Here is an 18,396-nt window from a genome sequence, read left to right as displayed (position 1 = left end):
AGACGAGGGCCACCCCGGTAGGGGTCGGCCCTCGTTTGCGTTTCTGCGTTTTTGTATATGGCCCTGCCCTGGGTAACTTTGAGTGTCGAGGCGAAGCCCTGTGTCTGGGCCGCCGAACCGGAAGGATTGATCCGTGAGTACTGGACCGCAAGACGGCGGCTCCCGCGACCGCGATGACGAGCGCGGCGCCGGCCGAAGCAGGGACGGAGACTCGTCCTCCCGTGGTGGTCGGTCCTCCGGCGATCGCGGCGGCTACCGAGACCGCCCGCAGGGCGACCGGGGCGGCTACCGGGGAGGTGACCGTCCGCAGGGTGACCGCGGTGGTTACCGCGGTGGCGACCGCCCCCAGGGCGACCGTGGCGGCTACCAGGGCGGCGGTGACCGAGGCGGCTACCGCGGCGGCGACCGTCCGCAGGGTGACCGTGGTGGTTACCGCCCGCAGGGCGACCGTCCGGGCTATCAGGGTGGTGGCGACCGTGGTGGATTCCGTGGTGGCGACCGTCCCCAGAGCGGCGGCGACCGTGGTGGTTACCGCGGTGTCGACCGTCCGCAGGGCGACCGCGGCGGCTTCCGCGGAGGGGACCGGCCCCAGGGTGACCGTCCCGGCTATCAGGGTGGCGGCGACCGCGGTGGATTCCGTGGTGGCGACCGCCCCCAGAGCGGCGGCGACCGTGGTGGTTACCGTGGCGGCGACCGTCCGCAGGGCGACCGCGGCGGCTTCCGCGGAGGCGACCGGCCCCAGGGCGACCGGCCGGGTTACCAGGGTGGTGGCGACCGCGGTGGTTACCGCGGTGGCGACCGTCCCCAGGGTGACCGTGGCGGCTACCGTCCGCAGGGCGACCGTCCGCAGGGCGACCGCGGCGGGTTCCGTGACCGCCCCCAGGGCGACCGTCCCGGTTACCAGGGTGGTGGCGACCGTGGTGGTTACCGCGGTGGCGACCGGCCGCAGGGTGACCGTGGCGGCTACCGTCCGCAGGGCGACCGTCCGGGCTATCAGGGTGGTGGCGACCGTGGTGGATCCCGTGGTGGCGACCGCCCGCAGAGCGGCGGCTACCGCGGTGGTGACCGTCCCCAGGGCGACCGCGGCGGCTACCGTCCGCAGGGTGACCGTCCGCAGGGCGACCGCGGCGGCTTCCGCGGAGGCGACCGGCCCCAGGGTGACCGTCCGGGTTACCAGGGTGGTGGCGACCGCGGTGGTTACCGCGGTGGCGACCGTCCCCAGGGCGACCGCGGTGGTTACCGTCCGCAGGGCGACCGGCCCGGCTACCAGGGTGGCGGCGACCGCGGCGGGTTCCGTGGCGGCGACCGCGACCAGAGCGGCCCGCGCAGCAGCTTCCAGGGCGACCGCGGTGGCTACCGTGGCGGCGACCGGCCCCAGGGCGACCGGCCGCAGGGCGACCGCGGCGGTTACCGTGGTGGCGACCGCCCGTCGGGCGACCGCGGCGGCTTCCGCGGCGGCGACCGGCCCCAGGGCGACCGTCCCGGTTACCAGGGTGGCGGCGACCGCGGTGGATTCCGTGGTGGCGACCGCGACCGGGGTGGCTTCCGGGACCGTCCGCAGGGCGACCGGGGCGGCTTCCGTGGTGGCGACCGCGACCGGCCGTCGACCGATCGGCCGTCGAACGACCGTCCGCAGTCGGACCGTCCGGGCTTCCGCAGCGACCAGGACCGTGGCGGCTTCCGCGGCGGTGACCAGGAACGCAGCAGCTTCCGCAGTGACCGGGACCGCGACTTCCGCGAGGACGCACGCACCGAGCAGGCGCCGGCCGGCGACGAGCAGCAGATTTCGTTCAAGGCGCCGGAGATCCCCGAGGAGATCGTCGCCACCGACCTCGACCAGGAGGTGCGTGCCGAGCTGCTGTCGCTTGCCCGGGAGGTTGCCGACAGCGTCGCCCGGCACCTCGTGGCGGCCGGTCAGATCATCGACGAGGACTCCGAGCTGGCGCTTCAGCACGCCATCGCGGCGCGGCGGCTCGCGTCCCGGATCGCCGTGGTGCGCGAGGCGGTCGGCCTGGCCGCGTACGCCGCCGGCGACTGGACGATGGCGATCGCCGAGCTGCGCACGTACCACCGGATGACCGGACGGCAGACGCACCTGGCCGAGATCGCCGACAGCGAGCGGGCGCTGGGTCGCCCGGAGCGGGCCATCGACCTCTACCGGGGTGCCGACCCGAAGAACCTCGACAAGGCGGGCGCGATCGAGCTGCTGATCGTGGCGGCCGGTGCGCGTGGCGACCTCGGTCAGCACGACGCGGCCGTGGCGATGCTGCAGGTCCGTGAGCTGACCGCCGACGAGGACGCCGACTGGGCGGCGCGACTGCGCTACGCGTACGCCGACGCGCTGCTCGCCGCCGGTCGTCGCGACGAGGCTCGGGAGTGGTTCTCGCGGACCGCCGCGGTCGACGAGGACCAGCTCACCGATGCCACCGAGCGGCTGCTCGAGCTCGACGGCATCACCATCGAGGGTGACGACGACGAGGACGAGGACGACGCCGAGACGGCCGAGACCGACGCCGATGCGGTCCGTGACCAGGACGACGAGCTCGACGACGACGACGAAGACGACGAAGACGAAGAGCTCGAGGACGACGAGGACGAGCCGACCGACCGCGCCGCCGGGCTGCCCGCCGACGAGGACGAGGACGACGACGACCTCGAGGACGACGAGCTCGACGACGAAGACGACGCTGACGACGACGCCGACGAGGACGAGGACGAGGAGCTCGAGGACGAGCCCGCGGCCAAGAAGGACGAGCCCGCGGCCAAGAAGAGCGACGCGGACGACGAGAAGGCCGACGAGAAGGCCGAAGGCGACGAGTTCGTCGCCGAGGGCGGAAAGCGGCCCCAGGAGTGAGCGACGACCTGGCGAGCGGCTACGACCTGGTCATCTTTGACCTGGACGGGGTCGTCTACCTCATCGACAAGCCGATTCCGGGCGCGGCCGAGGCGGTCGAGCGGCTGCGCGCGGACGGCACCCCGGTGGCGTACGCGACGAACAACGCCTCTCGCCGGGCCGCCGACGTGGCCGCCCTGCTGACCGGCATGGGTGTCCCGGCGCAGCCGGACGAGGTACTCAACTCGGCCGGCGCCGCCGCGGCGGTTCTCGCCCAGCGGTTCCCGGCCGGGTCGCCGGTGCTCGTCGTCGGGGCCGAGGCCCTGCGGGCCGAGGTGCGCGAGGTCGGCCTGACCCCGGTCAGCACGTTCGAGGACCAGCCGGTCGCGGTCGTGCAGGGGTACGGGCCCGAGGTCGGCTGGCAGATCCTGGCCGAGGCGGCGCTGTCGGTGCGGGCCGGGGCCACCTGGGTGGCCACCAACACCGACCGCACGCTGCCCAGCCCGCGTGGCCCGCTGCCGGGCAACGGCTCGCTGGTCGCGGTGCTGCGCACGGCGCTGGACCGGGAACCCGACCTGGTGGTCGGGAAGCCGGAGCCGGGCCTGTTCACCACGGCGGCGTCGCTGTCGAACTCGGAACGGCCGCTCGCGGTCGGCGACCGGCTCGACACCGACATCCAGGGCGCGGTCGGCGCCGGCATGGACAGCCTGCTGGTTCTCACCGGTGTGAGCGGTCCGGCCGAGCTCCTGGCCGCCCCGCCGGAGCGCCGGCCGACCTTCGTGTCGGCCGACCTGAGCGGGTTGTTCCGGCCGGCCGACGAGGCCCGGCTGCCGCTGCGGGCCGAGGAGGCCGGCGGTTGGCGCTTGGCCGGTGCCGCGCTGTCGGGTGAAGGTGACCCGGTGACGGCGCTGCGTCTGCTGTGCGGGACCGTCTGGGACGGCGTACCGCTGAAGGACCTGACGGCGGATTCACCGGCCGCGACCGACCTCTTCAAGAACTGGGGCCTTTAGGCCCCGGGGCGATTTTCCGGACTTGGCCTAAGCGCCCGGCGTAACCACCGATGATCGGGGGTATGCCGGGCGCTTTCGCTAACCTGCCGCGTGGCGCGCGGCTATCCGAAGCCTCGTGGGCCGCCCGCCATCGGATCGTGTCGGGGCTGCTCTGGCTGCACGTGCCGGTGTTTCTGCTGCTCGGCGTGCTGGGGCCGCGGTCGACCGCGGAGGCGATCCTGCTGCCGCTGGCCATCGCGGCCATCGCCGGGGGCAGCCGGATGCTGCCGAGCATGGGCGCCAAGTCCACGCTGACCGGGGTCGGGTTGATCGCCTGCACGTTCGTGGCGATCGAGCTGTCCGGCGGGGCCATGTCGACGCACATCCACCTCTACGCGATTCTGATCTTCGTGGCGCTCTATCAGCAGTGGGCGCCGCTGATCGCGTCGGTGCTCATAGTCGTGGTGCATCACGGGGTGCTGGGCCTGATCAACCCGGAGCGGGTGTTCGGCATGCACCACATGTCCACCGCCGCGGCTCTCGGGCAGGTCGCGTTGCACGCCGGGCTGGCCGCCATCGAGGTCACCGGCATCGTGATCTTCTGGCACTTCGCCGAGCAGGCCGAACAGGAGAACGAGGTGCTCGCCGCGCAGGCCGGCGAGGCCCGCCGGGCCACCGAGCAGGCCGAGTTGATCGCCCGCGAGCAGGCAGATGCCGACCTGAGGCAGCGTTCCGACGACGCGGCCGAGACGACCCGCCGGATCACCGCCGACGTGCAGGCGATCAGCGCCGAGGCGCACGCCGCGATCCGGGCCGTGGCGGCCGTCGACCGCAAGCTCGGCGAGCTGACCGCGTCGGTGCGCGACATCGCCGAGCGTTCCGGGCAGGCGGCCGGCACCGCGGCGAGCGGGATGGACTCGGCCCGGTCGGCCGGCAACAAGGTGCGCGCGCTGGAACGCTCGGTCAGCGAGATCGCCGACGTGAACGCGCTGATCGCGTCGCTCGCCGACCAGACCAACCTGCTCGCGCTCAACGCCACCATCGAGGCGGCCCGGGCCGGCGAGATCGGCAAGGGCTTCGCGGTGGTGGCGAGCGAGGTCAAGGACCTGGCCCGGGAGACCGCCACCTCGGTGGAGCGGGTCAACCAAGTGATCACCGCGATCGTGGCCGAGACCGACGACGTGGCGCAGACGTTCGCGACCACCTCGGACGCGGTCGGCGACATCCACCAGGGGCAGATCACCATCGCCGAGTCGGTGGAGGAGCAGGCCCGGGTGCTGACCGAGGTCACCGAGCAACTGAGCGAGGCCACCCAGGCCGCCGACCAGGTGCTGGCCGGCCTGGACCGGCTCGCGGCGTCGCGTTAGAGCAATTTCCGCAGCTTGAGCAGGTCGAACGGGTTGGCCTTGACGGAGATCTGGCGGGCCGCGATCGCCCTCGTCACGTCGAGCTTGCCGCCGATCAGCGCGATCAGCTCGTCGCTCGCGGCCACCAGTGCGATCTTCGCCTTGGGGTCGTCGCCGTCGGCGATGTCGATCAGCAGACCGTCCTTGAGCCGGGCGTGGAACGCCACTTCGAGGTCGGTGACCCGGGCCGCGAGGGTGCGGTCGAGATCGAGTTTGCCGCGCGTCTCGGCGTTGCGTTCGAGCCGGGCGGCGAGGTCGTGCAGTGCCTGCCGGCATTCGTCCACCGTGGCCATCGAACTACCTTTCCTCGCGACACCGCCCGCCGTAGGGCACCGTACCGCACGACGGTGTGCGAACCGCCCGGTAGCGTGGCACCCGACGCACGGGCGACACGGAGAGGACCGGAATCATGCCGGACGCATGGCGAGCGTATCTGGAGATGGCGCTCGGACTGACCGAAGCACCCCGTAAGCGCGCCCAGAAAGCGGTGGGCGACCTGGTCAACCGCGGTGGCGCCACGGCGACGCAGCTGCAGGGCCTGGTCGAGGACCTGATGTCGACCGGCATGGCCAACCGCGAGGCGCTGACCAACATCGTGCGCTACGAGGTGGACAAGGCCCTCGGCGTCGTCGGCCTGGCCACCGCCGAGGAGGTCACCGAGCTGACCACCCGGGTCCGCGACCTGGAGAAGGAACTCCGCGCGGCGCAGGCCAAGGCGAACGGCGCGGCCGAGCCGGAAGGCACCCGGCTGGACAGGCCGGCGCCGCTGCCGCGCAAGGTGGCGAAGAAGACGGTGGCGAAGAAGGCCGTCAAGGCCACCCCGAACGCGATGCCGTCGGCCGGCACGAAGCCGGCCACCCCGGCGGTGAACGTCGCCGCGGTGAAGCCGGAGGCGGTGCCCACCACGCCGGCGTCCATCCCGGTCAAGAAGGTGGCGAAGAAGGCCGTCGCCAAGAAAGCCGTAAAAAAGGCGCCCGGACTGGCCGAGTCGCCGGTCGCCGAGGTCAAGGCGGCCGCGGAAGCGGTCGAGCTCCCGACGCCGGCCGCTGACGCGGTGGCGGCTTTCGGCCTCGCGCCCGCGGACGCGGCGGCTGTGCCGGCGAAGAAGACCGTCGCCGCGAAGAAGGCGCCCGCGAAGAGTGCGCCCGCGAAGAAGACCGCGGCCGCGAGCAATGCGCCGGCCAAGCGGGCGCCCGCGAAGAAGGCGGCCGACAAGGCCGCGCCGACCAACCCGGAGGCCTGAGTTGACCTTCCCGCACTCGCCGCAGCCGGGGCCGCGCCCCGGGCCGATGCCCGGCGGTTTCCGGCCCGGCCCCCAGGTCAACACCCAACAGATCAACACCCAACAGCCCAACCCGCAGCCGTACGCCGAGAGCGCTCCGCGGATCGTCGAGGAGACCGGGCACCCGGCGGTGGATGCCGTGCTGCGCTCGCTCGCCAACGCCGCCCAACTGGCGCCCGGTGAGCAGATCGCCGCCTACGAGGCCGCGCACCAGGTGCTGCAGGAAACCCTGTCGAGCATCGAGGGCTGATGGCCCGGCGCGCTCGACTCGACGCCGAACTGGTGCGTCGCAAACTGGCCCGCTCCCGGGAACAGGCCGCCACCCTGGTGGAGGCCGGCCGGGTGCAGGTGCGCGGAACGGTCGCCCGCAAGGTGGCCGCCATGATCGACCCGGCCGACCCGGTGCTGGTCACCGGCGAGGACCCGGCCACCGAGTACGTGTCCCGGGGCGGCCACAAGCTGGCCGGCGCGCTCGCCGCGTTCGGGCCGAAAGGGCTGGCCGTCACCGGCCGGCGCTGCCTGGACGCGGGCGCGTCCACCGGCGGCTTCACCGACGTGCTGCTGCGCGCCGGCGCGAGCCAGGTGGTCGCGGTGGACGTCGGCTACGGCCAGCTGGCCTGGCCGATCCGCACCGACGATCGGGTCGTCGTGATGGAGCGCACCAACGTGCGCACCCTGACGCCGGACGTGATCGGGGGCCCGGTCGGGCTCACTGTGGCGGATCTCTCGTTCATCTCGCTGCGGCTGGTGCTGCCGGCCCTGGCCGCCTGCACAGCCGGTGACGGCGACCTCGCGCTGATGGTGAAACCGCAGTTCGAAGTGGGTAAGGAACGGGTCGGCACGGGTGGCGTGGTGCGCGACTGGCGGTTGCGGGCCGAGGCCGTGGCGGATGTCGCCGAGGTGGCCGCCGAGCTGGGGCTGGGCGTCGCCGGGGTGACCGCGTCGCCGCTGCCCGGGCCGAGCGGCAACGTCGAGTTCTTCGTCTGGTTCCGCCGGGACGCACCGCCCGCCGATCGTGCGGAGATCGACCGAGTGGTCGCGGCGGGGCCGTCCGGGGAGGTAGTTTCTGCCGAGCCTGCCCCGGCCGCTCCAGAGGGAGATTGAATGATGCGCTCGGCCTTGCTGGTTACTCACACCGGTCGGCGGCAGAGCCTGCAGCACGCCGAAACGGTGGTGCGCGACCTGCTGAGCGCGGGGTTCGAGGTGCGGGTGGTCGCCGAGGAGGTCGCCGACCTCGACCTGCCGCCCGAGGTCACCCCGGTCAGCGGCCTGGCCGCGGCCGAGGGCGTCGAGATCGTGCTGGCCCTGGGCGGTGACGGCACGCTGCTGCGGGCGGCCGAGCTGGCCCGGCCGGTGAAGGCGCCGCTGCTCGGCATCAACCTGGGCCACGTCGGCTTCCTGGCCGAGGCCGAGGTCGCCGACATCGACCAGGCCGTGCAGGAGATCGTCAAGGGAACGTACAAGGTGGACGAACGGCTCACCCTGGACGTCCGCGCCGAGTACGACGGGCGGCTCATCGCCGATTCGTGGGCACTCAACGAGGTCAGCGTCGAGAAGGGGCAGCGGGCGCAGATGCTCGAGCTGCTCGTCGACGTGGACGGCCGGCCCCTCGCGCGGTACGGCTGTGACGGCGTGGTGTGCGCGACCCCGACCGGGTCGACGGCCTACGCGTTCTCGGCCGGCGGCCCGGTGGTGTGGCCCGAGGTGGAAGCCCTGCTGCTGGTGCCGATCAGTGCGCACGCCCTGTTCTCCAAGCCGCTGGTGACCGCGCCGACGTCGTCGTTCGTGCTGACCGTCGACCCGTACACATCGTTCGCGGTGCTCTGCTGCGACGGGCGCCGCACCTGGGACCTGCCGCCCGGCGCGAAGGTCACGGTGGAGCGCGGGCAGCTCCCGGTGCGCCTGGTCCGGCTCGCCCCCAAGCCGTTCACCGACGTGCTGGTGGCCAAGTTCGCTCTTCCGGTCGAAGGTTGGCGTGGCAATCGACGCTAATCAACGGTTTTATTCTGGGGTTTTCCGCCGCGGGTGAGCTCAGTTCACGGGGGACCGCGCTGGGCAATTGTCGGTGGGCACCACTACTGTCTGCCGTGTGCTTGAGGAGTTGCGGATCACCGGTCTCGGCGTCATCGACGACACGACGCTGAAACTGACGTCGGGCATGAACGTCATCACCGGCGAGACCGGCGCGGGAAAGACCATGGTGGTGACCGGGCTCGGCCTGCTGTTCGGTGGCCGGGCCGATGCCGGGCGGGTGCGTGCCGACCCCGGCCGGGCCGTCGTCGAGGGCCGGCTGCGGCTGGGCGGCCCGCTGGCCGACGCCATCCAGCAGCGCATCGTCGAGGCCGGCGCCGAGATCGACGACGACGGCTCGGTGCTGCTGAGCCGCACCGTCACCATCGAGGGCCGGTCGCGTGCGCACGTCGGCGGCCGCAGCATGCCGGTCGCGATGCTGTCCGAGGTGGGCGACCAGGTGCTGGCCGTGCACGGCCAGTCCGACCAGCTGCGCCTGCTGCGCCCGGCCGAGCAGCGCGCCTCGCTCGACCGGTTCGCCGGCCCCGAGCACGAGAAGCTTCTCGACACCTACCGCGAGTCGTTCGCCCGCTGGCGGGCCGTGGTCGACGACCTGGCCGACCGCCGGCGCAACGCGCGGGCCCGCTCGCAGGAGGCCGACCTGCTCAAGCTCGGCCTCGACGAGATCACCCGGGTCGACCCGCAGCCGGGCGAGGAAGACGAGCTGCGCGCCGAGGTGCAGCGGCTCGAGCACGCCGAGGGCCTGCGCATCGCCGCCGCCACCGCCGCCCAGGCCCTCGCGGCCGGGGCCGAGGCCACCGACGACATCCCCGACGCCACCCAGCTGCTCGGCACCGCCCGGCGCACCCTGGAGGCGCAGGCGTCGGTCGACCCGTCGCTGGCCGACCTGGCCGCCCGGCTGGAAGAGGCGGCGAGCCTGATCGGCGACGTGTCCGCCGAGCTGTCCGCCTACCTGATGTCGCTCGACGCCGACCCGGCCCGCCTCGAGCAGATCTACGAGCGGCGGGCCGAGCTGCGCGGCCTCACCCGCAAATACGCCGACGACGTCGACGGCGTCATCGCCTGGGCCGAGGAGGCCCGCACCAAGCTGGCCGCCCTGGACACCTCCGACGAGCTGCTCGAGGAGCTCGACAAGGAGCGGCAGCGGCTGGCCGCGCAGGTCGGCGAGCAGGCCGCCCGGCTGACCGCGGCCCGGGTCGAGGCGGCCGTCCGGTTCTCCGAGGCGGTCAGTGTCGAGCTGGCCGGCCTGGCCATGCCGCACGCCCGCGTCGAGGTGGCCGTGCCGCCCCGGGCCGCGGGCCGGGACGAGCCGACCGTCACCCACGACGGCGCCGAGCTGCCGGTCGGGCCGGACGGCGCCGACGAGGTGGAGCTGCGACTGCTGGCCCATCCGGGTGCGCCGTCGCTGCCGCTGCAGAAGGGCGCGTCCGGCGGCGAGCTGTCCCGGGTCATGCTGGCCATCGAGGTCGTCTTCGCCGGCGCCGGTGGCCCCGAGACGCTGGTCTTCGACGAGGTCGACTCGGGTGTCGGCGGCACCGCGGCGGTCGAGATCGGCAAGCGGCTCGCCCGGCTGGCCCGCACCCACCAGGTTCTCGTCGTCACCCACCTGCCCCAGGTGGCCGCGTTCGCCGACCGGCACCTGGTGGTCGCCAAGGACACCAGCGGCGCGATCACCACCAGCGGGGTGCGTATCGTCGAGGAGACCGAGCGCGCTCGCGAGCTGTCCCGGATGCTGGCCGGCCTGCCCGATTCCGATCTGGGCATCGCGCACGCCGAGGAGCTGCTTGCGGTGGCCGGTCGGGAAAAGAGAGGCTGACTCGGACTGATGTCAGCGGGGGGACTAGCGGGGCGGTTTGCCCCAATTGTGGGTGAGATCGCGCATGTCGTTCGCGAGGCGGGTGACGCGGCATGTCAGGATGGCCGGGATGCGACTTCCCACCCTACGGCGTGCCCGCAGCCTCGATCCTGAGGCGATCACCGGCACCGCCCGACTAGACCGCCGCACCAAGCGGCTCACCGGCCGACTGCGACCGGGCGACATCGCCGTGATCGATCACGTCGACATCGACCGGGTCGCCGCCGACGCGCTCGTCGCGGCCGGGGTGGCCGTCGTGCTCAACGCCAAGCCGTCGATCTCGGGCCGTTATCCCAATCTCGGCCCCGAGGTGCTGATCAAGAACGGCGTCCTGCTCGTCGACGACCTCGGCGAGGAGGTCTTCGAGCGGCTGCACGAGGGTGACCTGGTCACCGTCGAGGGCGACACCGTGCTGCTGGCCGGCGAGCCGGTCGCGTCCGGGGTCCGGCAGGACTCCGACACCGTGGCGGCCTCCATGGCCGACGCCCGCGAGGGCCTGTCGGTGCAGCTCGAGGCGTTCGCGGCGAACACCATGGACTACCTCAAGCAGGAACGCGATCTGCTGCTGGACGGCGTCGGCGTGCCCGACGTGCAGACCAAGATCGCCGGACGGCACGTGCTGATCGTGGTGCGCGGTTACGACTACAAGGACGACCTGGACGTCCTGCGGCCGTACATCCACGAGTACAAACCGGTGCTGATCGGCGTCGACGGCGGCGCCGACGCGCTGGTCGAGAACGGCTACACCCCCGACATGATCATCGGGGACATGGACTCGGTCACCGACGACGTGCTGCGCTGCGGCGCCGAGGTGGTCGTGCACGCCTACCCCGACGGGCGCGCGCCCGGCCTCGAGCGGGTGCACCAGCTCGACGTGGCCGCGCTGACCTTCCCGGCCGCCGCCACCAGCGAAGACCTGGCGATGCTGCTCGCCGACGAGAAGGGCGCCACCCTGATCGTCGCCGTCGGCACGCACGCCAACCTGGTCGAGTTCCTCGACAAGGGCCGCGGTGGCATGGCCTCCACGTTCCTCACCCGGCTCAAGGTCGGCGGCAAGCTGGTCGACGCCAAGGGGGTGAGCCGGCTCTACCGGCAGAACATCTCCGGGTCGGCGCTGCTGCTCCTGGTGCTCTCCGCGATCGCCGCGATGGCCTCGGCCGTGGCCGTGTCCACGGTCGGCAAGGCGTACCTCACCGTGGTTTCCGAGTGGTGGGACAATCTGGTTTTCCAGCTCGGCCACCTCTTCTAGAAGCTTCGAGGCTTTGTCGTGATCAACTTCCGGTACCACGTGGTGTCGCTCACCGCGGTCTTCCTCGCCCTGGCTATCGGGCTGGTCGTGGGCACCGCCGCGCTCAACGGACCGGTGGCCGACAACCTGAAGAACCAGATCACCGCGCTGAACAAGGACCTCAGCAGCAAGCGCGACCAGATCAACCAGAACCGCGAAGAGATCAACCGGAGCCAGGAGTTCGCCACCGAGATCGCGCCGTTCTACCTGGCCGACAAGCTCGCCACCCGCAAGATCGCGGTGATCGCGCTGCCCGGCACGAGCGAGTTCGCCGACGCGGTCATCTCGATGCTGAACGTGGCCGGGGCCACGGTTACCGCCAAGGTCACCGTGCAGGACAAGTTCTTCGACCCGAGCATGAACATCGAGCTGCTCGACCTGGCCGGCCAGTCGTCGCAGCCGAGCATCCAGATGGAGAACCCGCCGCTCAACAGCGACGGGGTCGAGACGGTCAGCGCGCAGCTCGCCGCGGCACTGCTGCAGCACACCGGCACCCAGCAGCCAAGCGTCAACGACGTGACGGCCCTGCTCACGGCGTACACCAAGGGCAGTTATATCTCGGTCGAAAAGGGCGCTCTGGGCGGCGCCGAAGGTGCCGTGATCGTCTCCGGCGAGCCGTACACCGACAAGGACGCGACCAAGAAGAACGCCAACGAGCTGACCATGGCCACCCAGTTCAGCAAGGCCAAGCCGCTGGTCGTGGCCGGTCTCGGGGTCGGCGACGGCAACGTGATCTCGGCCGTGCGGGGCGACCCGACGCTGGTCAAGGAGATCTCCACGGTGGACAACGCGAGCACCGTGCAGGGCCAGGTGGCGACCGCGATGGTCACCACCGAGCGGATGGTGCAGGGCAAGGTCGGCCAGTACGGCCTGAACGCCGGCGCCTCCTCCCTGGTACCGAAGGCCGCCTCGTAGCGCAGGGTCACTAAGCTTCCCAGTCATGGCCACTGGAGTCCTCCGGTCGTTCGGCGTCGGTGCATCCGTCGCCCGCGGCGCGCTCGCCTGGATCCGCCGCGACCCCAAGTCGGCGGCGCTGGACCGCACGAACTTCCACGGCCGCACGGTCAGCCTGGCTGGCGGCCCCGCCCTCGCCCTCGGCGCCACCGCCGGTGCGGCCCTCGGCGCCTCGTCGGCCCGGGTGTCGGCCGCCGTGGTGACCGCGGGAGTCGTCTCCGGCGCGGTCGGGCTCTACGACGACATCGTCGGCGGCCGGCCCGAGCAGAAGGCGTTCAAGGGCTTCGCCGGGCACCTCGGCGCGCTGCGCGAGGGCCAGGTCACCAGCGGCCTCCTCAAGATCGCCGGAGTGGGCGCGGCCGGGCTGGCCGCCTCCGCCCTGATCGGCAGCCGCCGGACGAGCTTGTTCGGCCGCAGCACCGACGTGCTGCTCGGCGCCGGGGTGATCGCCGGGATGGCCAACGTCGTCAACCTGCTCGACCTGCGGCCGGGCCGGGCGATCAAGGCCGGCGTCGCGGTCGGCGCGCCGCTCGCGCTCGGCAAGGGCGGGGGAGTGGCGGCCGGCGCCTTGGGTGCCTCGGCCGCGCTGCTGCCGGACGACCTCGGCGAGGAGATCATGCTGGGCGACGCGGGCGCCAACGCGCTCGGCGCGCTGCTGGGCGTGGCTTTGACCGCCCGCACGGGTACGGCCGGACGGTTCGTCGCCCTCGCCGGGCTGGCCGCGCTGACGGCTGCCAGCGAGAAGGTCAGCTTCACCAAGGTCATCAACGACACTCCGTGGCTGCGCCGGGTCGACGAGCTCGGCCGCCGGTCGGCGTGACGACTTCCCTCCCCGGGCGGCAGGGCGCGACGAAACTGGCCGGCGCCGCGGCGCTGATCACGGTCCTGACGGTCGTCGCCCGGATCGCCGGGTTCGCCCGGACCTTCGTCTTCCTGCACACCGTCGGCATCGACGACCTCGCCAACATCTACAACGCCGCCAACACCATCCCGAACATCGTCTTCGAGCTGGTCGCCGGCGGCGCGCTGGCCAGCCTGGTGGTGCCGCTGCTGGCCGGGCACGTGGTGGCCGGCGACACCGAGCGGGTCGGCCGGGTCACCTCGGCGCTGCTCACCTGGGTCCTGGTGCTGATGGTGCCGCTCGCGGTGCTGGTCGCGCTGCTGGCCGGGCCGATCGCCGGCTTGCTGCCCGGGGTGCCCGCCGACCATCAGGAGACCGCCGCGAGCATGCTGCGGGTCTTCGCGCCGCAACTGCCGCTGTACGGGATCGGGATCGTGCTCACCGGCGTCCTGCAGGCCCACCACCGGTTCGCCTGGCCGGTGATCGCGCCGCTGCTGTCCAGCGTCACCGTGATGGGCGCCTACCTCGCCTACGCGGTCGTGGACGGTGCCAAGAGCGACTTCGGCGGCCTCACCCGTACCGGTGAATTGACCCTGTCGGTGGGCACCTCCCTGGGTGTCGTCGTCCTGGCCCTGTGCCTGCTGGTCCCGCTGCGGAAGCTGCACCTGCGGCTGCGGCCCACGCTGCGCTTCCCGGGCGAGGAGGGCCGGCAGGCGGTGCGGCTCGGCTGGGCCGGCGCGGTCACCGTCGGCTCCCAGCAGATCATGACGATCGTGGTGATCGCGCTGGCCGTGAGTGGCGCGCTGACCGCCTACAACGCCGCCCAGACGGTGTTCCTGCTGCCCTGGGCGGTGCTCGCGGTGCCGCTGGCCACGGCGGTCTATCCGACTCTGTCGGCGGCCGCCGCCCGGGGCGACGAGGAGACCTACCGGTCGTCGCTGTCGGCGACCGCGCGCACCGTGACCCTGCTCGCCGGCCTCGGCGCGGCCGCCCTGGTGGCCCTGGCCGGCCCGATCGCGCGGCTGATCGACGCGGTCCCGGCGCAGAACGGCATCGTTGCCTTCGCGCCGGGGCTGTTCGGATACGCGCTGTTCGCGCTGCTGTCCCGGGCCCTCTACGCGCGCGGCGCCACCGTCGCCGCGGCCGTCTCCACGGCGGTGGGCTGGCTGGTCGCCGCGGTGGTGGCGCTGCTCCTGGCGGTCTCCGGAGGTCTCCGCGGCGATGACTCCGCCGGCGGGAGTGGCCTGCCCGATGTCGTTGGGCTCGGGCTGGCCAGTGCGGTCGGCATGACCGTGCTCGGGGTGCTGCTGGTCCTCGCCGTTCGCCGGCACGCGGGGCCGGAAGCCCTGGCGGGGCTGGGCCGCGTCGTCGTCGTCGGTATCGTAGCCGCCGGAGTCGCCGCTCTCGCCGGGCGCGCGGTGGTCGGATTTTCCGGACATTTCGCTCTGGTGCAAGGCCTGTGCGGCGGCATCGCGGTGCTCCTGGTCTTCGGCGCGGTGGCCTACCCGCTCGCCGGGCGCGACCTCGCGCCGCTGGTCCGCAGGCTCAAGCGCGCAGGCGCACGGAGGGGGAGTTCGTGAGCGAGGACGACGGCTGGCGCGGCTCGGTGGCGCTGGTGCTGGCCTCCAGCACCGGTGGGATCGGGCAGCACGTCGCGTCCCTGGCCCGGGGCCTGCGCGCGGCCGGCTGCGAGGTGCTGGTCTGCGGGCCGGCGGCCACCGACGAGCTGTTCGGCTTCACCGCCGGCGGGGCCACCTTCGTGCCGGTCGAGATCCCGGCCAACCCGGGTGCCCAGGACGCCGGCGCGGTCCGCCAGCTCAAGGCGGCCCTGGCCAGCCGGCCGATCGACGTGGTGCACGCGCACGGGCTGCGCGCCGGGTTCGTCGCCGGCCTGGCCCGGCCGGGCGTGCCGCTCATCGTCACCTGGCACAACGCGGTCCTCGCCAAGGGCCTGCGCGGGCAGGCGTCGGCGCTGGTCGAGCGGATCGTCGCCCGCAACGCCACGCTCACCCTCGGCGCCTCCGACGACCTGGTCGACCGGGCCCGCGCGGTCGGCGCCCGCAACGTGCGCCTCGGCGCGGTCGCCGCGCCCACCCTGAAGCCGGCCAAGCGCAGCCGGGCCGCGGTGCGGGCCGAGTTCCGGCTCAAGGCCGACACCCCGCTGATCCTCACGGTCGGCCGGCTGCACCCGCAGAAGCGGTACGACCTGCTTGTCGACGCGGCCGCCCGGTGGCGCGACCTCGACCCGGCCCCGGTGGTCGTGGTGGCCGGCTCCGGGCCCAGTTACATGTCGCTGGCCCAGCGCTCGTCCGAACGGCACGCGCCGTTCTACCTGCTCGGGCATCGTAAGGACGTGCCCGACCTGCTGGCCGGGGCCGACCTGGCCGTGGTCACCAGCGACTGGGAGGCCCGGCAACTGTTCACCCAGGAGGCGCTGACCGCGGGCGTGCCGCTGATCGCGACCGCCGTGGGTGGCGTGCCCGGCCTGGTCGACGACGCGGCCGTGCTGATCCCGCCGGGCGACCTGGAGGCGCTCGACACCGCCGTCCGGGAGATGCTGGCCGACCCCGCGATGCGCGCCGACTACCGCGAGCGCGGCCTGCTGCAGGCCGCGACCTGGCCGACCGAGGCGGACACCGTGGCGAACGTGCGCGCCGAGTACGCCGAAGTGACGGCGCACGGGTGAGGGTATTCGACCGCCTGCGCCGGGTCCGGCCGTTCGACCTCCCTGCCGGTCGCCGCACCGCGAGCTGGGTCCCGTACGTCCTGGTCCTGCTGGCCGCCGCGGCCAGCCTGGCCGGGCTGGCCATCCGCCCGGCCGCCGGGGCGCCGCAGCAGACCGTCGACTACGTGATCGTGGCCGGCGCGGCCGGGCTGCGCTGGGACGACCTCGACCCGCAGACCACCCCGGCCCTGTGGCAGGAGGCCAGCAAGGGCTCGATCGGCTGGCTGTCGGTGCGCTCGGCGCAGCGCGCCACCTGCCCGTCGGACGGCTGGCTCACCCTCGGCGCCGGCAACTACGCGGCCTCCCCGCGGGCGTCCGGCAGCGCCTGCCAGGCCCCCGCGCCCGAGCTCACCCAGCCGGACGCGATCGGCGCCAACATCACCAACCAGCGCAACATCGTCCGCGACAACCAGGACAAGCTGCCTTACGGCGCGGTGCCCGGCTCGCTCGCTGAGTCGGTGCGCTGCACCGTCGCGGTCGGTCCCGGTGCCGCCATCGCGGCCGCCCGCCCGTTCGGCCGGGTCGACAGTTATGCGGCCCAGCTGCCCGAGGACCCCACCACCCTGCTCTCCGACTGTGTGCTGAGCTTCGTCGACCTCGGCACGATCAGCGGTTCTGGCGCGACCCGCAAGGCCGCCGTGGTCGCCGCCGACGCGGTGCTGGCCCGGGTCGTCGCGGCCCGTCCGGCCCGGTCGCTGCTGCTGGTGGCCGGCGTCTCGGACACTGATCAGGGCTCCCGGCTGCACGTGGCGATCGCCGAGGGCGAGGGCTGGAACGGCGGCTGGCTCACCTCGACCGGCACCGGCCGCGACGGTTACCTGCAGCTGATCGACCTGGCCCCGACCGTGCTCACCGCGCTCGGCAAGTCGTCCCCGGAGAAGCTGTTCGCCGGGCGGGCGGCGACCGTCGTACCCGGCAAACCCGACAACGTCGCCGACGCCGTGCAGGGAACCCATGACGCCGACCGGCGGGCCAGCGCGCAGCGCGGCGTCGCCGCGATCTTCTTCGCCGTGGTCGCCATTCTCGATCTTCTGCTGTACGCGCTGATCGTGCCGGTGATGGTCCGCGCCCGCCGGCACAGCAGGCCCAGGGGCCCGGCCCTGCCGTCGGGCCGGGTGGTGACCGTGGTCGAGCTCGCGCTGACCGCCACCGCCCTGGCCATCCCGGCCGCGCTGCTCGCCGACGCCTCGCCGTGGTGGCGCGGCGGCCACCCGGCCTGGGCGTTCGGGCTGGTCACCGGTGCGCTGATCATCGCCGGCACGGCCCTGGTCCGGGCCTCGCCGCGCTACCGGCGCACGCTGTGGCCGCTGGCCGCGGTCTCCGGGATCGGGGCCGTGGTGGTCGGCATGGACCTGCTCACCGGCGCTCAGTTGCAGCTCAACGGTGTGGCCGGCTATTCGGCCACCACCGGCGCGCGGTACGCGGGGGTCGGCGGGGTCGGGCTCGGCGTCTTCGTGGCCGGCCTGCTGGTGCTGGCCGGCTGCCTCGCCCAGCTGGTGGCCAAGACCTGGCGGCCGGTGATCTTCGTGCTGCTCGGCGGGGTCGGCGTGGTCATGGTCGGCAGCCCCTACCTCGGGGCCGACCCGGTCGGCGCGATCGCGGTCACTGCCGGGGTGTGCGTGGCCGCCGCGATCAGCACCGGCGGCTGGCTCACCTTCCCCCGATTCGCCTGGGCGGCCTTCGCCGGGCTCGGCGTGACCATCGGGTTCGCGGTGATGGACCTGCGCCGGCCCGAACTCGAACAGGGCAGCCTCGGCCGGTTCCTGACCCAGCTGGCCGACGGCACCGGCGGCCCGGCCGTGCAGCGGGCCGCCGCGGCCAACGGGGAAACCCTGCTGCAGAGCCCGCTGACGATCCTGGCGCTGATCGGGATAGTCATGCTGGCCTTCTGCCAGTTCTCGCCGTGGGGTGGCCTCAACCGGCTGTTCGGGCTGCACCCGGCGATCCGCGCGGCCGGGGCCGGCACCACCGTGGCCACCGCGATCGCCGGCGTCCTGGGTGGCTCGGCGCTGACCGTGGCCGGGGCGGCCGCCGCGTTCGCGGTGCCGGTCGCCGTGCTGACCGCGCTGCGGGTCCTATTGCACGCGGCCGACCGCACCCGGCCCGAGGGAGAGACCGATGGCCCCGGCGGCCCGGCATTACGCAAATCCGACGAAGATCACTTAGCCGCGCATTGACACGCGGCTGCGACC

At 73.2% G+C, this 18,396-nt stretch carries 16 protein-coding genes; 14 read left to right on the top strand and 2 right to left on the bottom strand.

Going from position 1 to position 18,396, the window contains the following annotated elements:
* A partial coding sequence (locus Ate02nite_RS49700) for a hypothetical protein (protein ID WP_203814678.1) occupies positions 1–1,954 on the bottom strand: 1,954 nt, incomplete at its 3' end.
* On the opposite strand from Ate02nite_RS49700, the gene Ate02nite_RS47820 reads away from it, so the two are divergent.
* The 3 genes from Ate02nite_RS47820 (at position 1,904) to Ate02nite_RS47810 (ending at position 5,189) form a co-directional block, all read left to right on the top strand.
* Positions 1,904–2,854, top strand: coding sequence for a Replicase polyprotein 1ab (locus Ate02nite_RS47820; RefSeq protein ID WP_239148244.1), 951 nt, complete (start codon positions 1,904–1,906; stop codon positions 2,852–2,854). The genes Ate02nite_RS49700 and Ate02nite_RS47820 overlap by 51 nt on opposite strands.
* Positions 2,851–3,843 (top strand): HAD-IIA family hydrolase, encoded by a 993-nt coding sequence (locus Ate02nite_RS47815; RefSeq protein WP_203814658.1) that lies wholly within the window; start codon positions 2,851–2,853, stop codon positions 3,841–3,843. Before Ate02nite_RS47820 ends, Ate02nite_RS47815 begins: the two co-directional genes overlap by 4 nt.
* Before the next feature lie 137 nt (positions 3,844–3,980).
* A complete protein-coding gene (locus tag Ate02nite_RS47810; RefSeq protein WP_239148239.1) occupies positions 3,981–5,189 on the top strand; it encodes a methyl-accepting chemotaxis protein in 1,209 nt (402 codons plus the stop codon).
* Here Ate02nite_RS47810 and Ate02nite_RS47805 read toward each other — a convergent pair.
* Entirely contained in the window at positions 5,186–5,521 is a 336-nt protein-coding gene (locus Ate02nite_RS47805) for an SCP2 sterol-binding domain-containing protein (RefSeq protein ID WP_203814656.1), read from the bottom strand. The two genes, Ate02nite_RS47810 and Ate02nite_RS47805, sit on opposite strands and share 4 nt — an antisense overlap.
* 116 nt (positions 5,522–5,637) lie before the next feature.
* Here Ate02nite_RS47805 and Ate02nite_RS47800 point away from each other — a divergent pair, with 116 nt between their 5' ends.
* The 11 genes from Ate02nite_RS47800 (at position 5,638) to Ate02nite_RS47750 (ending at position 18,381) form a co-directional block, all read left to right on the top strand.
* Positions 5,638–6,471 carry a phasin family protein gene (locus Ate02nite_RS47800; protein ID WP_239148238.1) on the top strand — a complete coding sequence of 278 codons (834 nt, stop codon included), beginning with the start codon at positions 5,638–5,640 and terminating at the stop codon, positions 6,469–6,471.
* A 1-nt stretch (position 6,472) separates the two neighbouring features.
* Positions 6,473–6,760 carry a hypothetical protein gene (locus tag Ate02nite_RS47795; RefSeq protein ID WP_203814677.1) on the top strand — a complete coding sequence of 96 codons (288 nt, stop codon included), beginning with the start codon at positions 6,473–6,475 and terminating at the stop codon, positions 6,758–6,760.
* Complete coding sequence (locus Ate02nite_RS47790) at positions 6,760–7,614, top strand: TlyA family RNA methyltransferase (protein WP_203814655.1); 855 nt, start codon at positions 6,760–6,762, stop codon at positions 7,612–7,614. Before Ate02nite_RS47795 ends, Ate02nite_RS47790 begins: the two co-directional genes overlap by 1 nt.
* Positions 7,615–8,502 (top strand): NAD kinase, encoded by an 888-nt coding sequence (locus tag Ate02nite_RS47785; protein WP_203814654.1) that lies wholly within the window; start codon positions 7,615–7,617, stop codon positions 8,500–8,502.
* Between the two features lie 97 nt (positions 8,503–8,599).
* Positions 8,600–10,357: a DNA repair protein RecN gene (recN, locus tag Ate02nite_RS47780; protein ID WP_203814653.1), complete on the top strand. Its 1,758-nt coding sequence runs from the start codon at positions 8,600–8,602 to the stop codon at positions 10,355–10,357.
* A 109-nt stretch (positions 10,358–10,466) separates the two neighbouring features.
* The gene (gene steA / locus Ate02nite_RS47775) at positions 10,467–11,645 is read left to right on the top strand and encodes a putative cytokinetic ring protein SteA (RefSeq protein WP_203814652.1); all 1,179 of its coding nucleotides are present in this window, start codon (positions 10,467–10,469) and stop codon (positions 11,643–11,645) included.
* Between the two features lie 18 nt (positions 11,646–11,663).
* Positions 11,664–12,599: a copper transporter gene (locus tag Ate02nite_RS47770; RefSeq protein ID WP_203814651.1), complete on the top strand. Its 936-nt coding sequence runs from the start codon at positions 11,664–11,666 to the stop codon at positions 12,597–12,599.
* Positions 12,600–12,624: 25 nt separating this feature from the next.
* Positions 12,625–13,458, top strand: coding sequence for a hypothetical protein (locus Ate02nite_RS47765; RefSeq protein ID WP_203814650.1), 834 nt, complete (start codon positions 12,625–12,627; stop codon positions 13,456–13,458).
* The gene (gene murJ, locus Ate02nite_RS47760; RefSeq protein WP_203814649.1) at positions 13,455–15,059 is read left to right on the top strand and encodes a murein biosynthesis integral membrane protein MurJ; all 1,605 of its coding nucleotides are present in this window, start codon (positions 13,455–13,457) and stop codon (positions 15,057–15,059) included. Before Ate02nite_RS47765 ends, murJ begins: the two co-directional genes overlap by 4 nt.
* Positions 15,056–16,165 carry a glycosyltransferase family 4 protein gene (locus Ate02nite_RS47755; protein WP_203814648.1) on the top strand — a complete coding sequence of 370 codons (1,110 nt, stop codon included), beginning with the start codon at positions 15,056–15,058 and terminating at the stop codon, positions 16,163–16,165. Before murJ ends, Ate02nite_RS47755 begins: the two co-directional genes overlap by 4 nt.
* The gene (locus Ate02nite_RS47750; protein ID WP_239148237.1) at positions 16,162–18,381 is read left to right on the top strand and encodes a hypothetical protein; all 2,220 of its coding nucleotides are present in this window, start codon (positions 16,162–16,164) and stop codon (positions 18,379–18,381) included. The genes Ate02nite_RS47755 and Ate02nite_RS47750 overlap by 4 nt, the downstream gene beginning before the upstream one ends.
* Positions 18,382–18,396 lie beyond the last annotated feature (15 nt).

The sequence above is a fragment of the Paractinoplanes tereljensis genome, from assembly GCF_016862435.1.
In the GTDB taxonomy this organism is placed as follows: Bacteria; Actinomycetota; Actinomycetes; order Mycobacteriales; family Micromonosporaceae; genus Actinoplanes; species Actinoplanes tereljensis.
This window is presented reverse-complemented; position numbering and strand designations above follow the sequence as displayed.

What these genes read in the sequence shown, in the direction of transcription:
- Ate02nite_RS47805 (WP_203814656.1), bottom strand. Translation starts at nt 5,521, where the DNA reads ATGGCCACGGTGGACGAATGCCGGCAGGCACTGCACGACCTCGCCGCC.
- steA (WP_203814652.1), top strand. Translation starts at nt 10,467, where the DNA reads ATGCGACTTCCCACCCTACGGCGTGCCCGCAGCCTCGATCCTGAGGCG.
- Ate02nite_RS47790 (WP_203814655.1), top strand. Translation starts at nt 6,760, where the DNA reads ATGGCCCGGCGCGCTCGACTCGACGCCGAACTGGTGCGTCGCAAACTG.
- Ate02nite_RS47785 (WP_203814654.1), top strand. Translation starts at nt 7,615, where the DNA reads ATGATGCGCTCGGCCTTGCTGGTTACTCACACCGGTCGGCGGCAGAGC.
- Ate02nite_RS47765 (WP_203814650.1), top strand. Translation starts at nt 12,625, where the DNA reads ATGGCCACTGGAGTCCTCCGGTCGTTCGGCGTCGGTGCATCCGTCGCC.
- Ate02nite_RS47800 (WP_239148238.1), top strand. Translation starts at nt 5,638, where the DNA reads ATGCCGGACGCATGGCGAGCGTATCTGGAGATGGCGCTCGGACTGACC.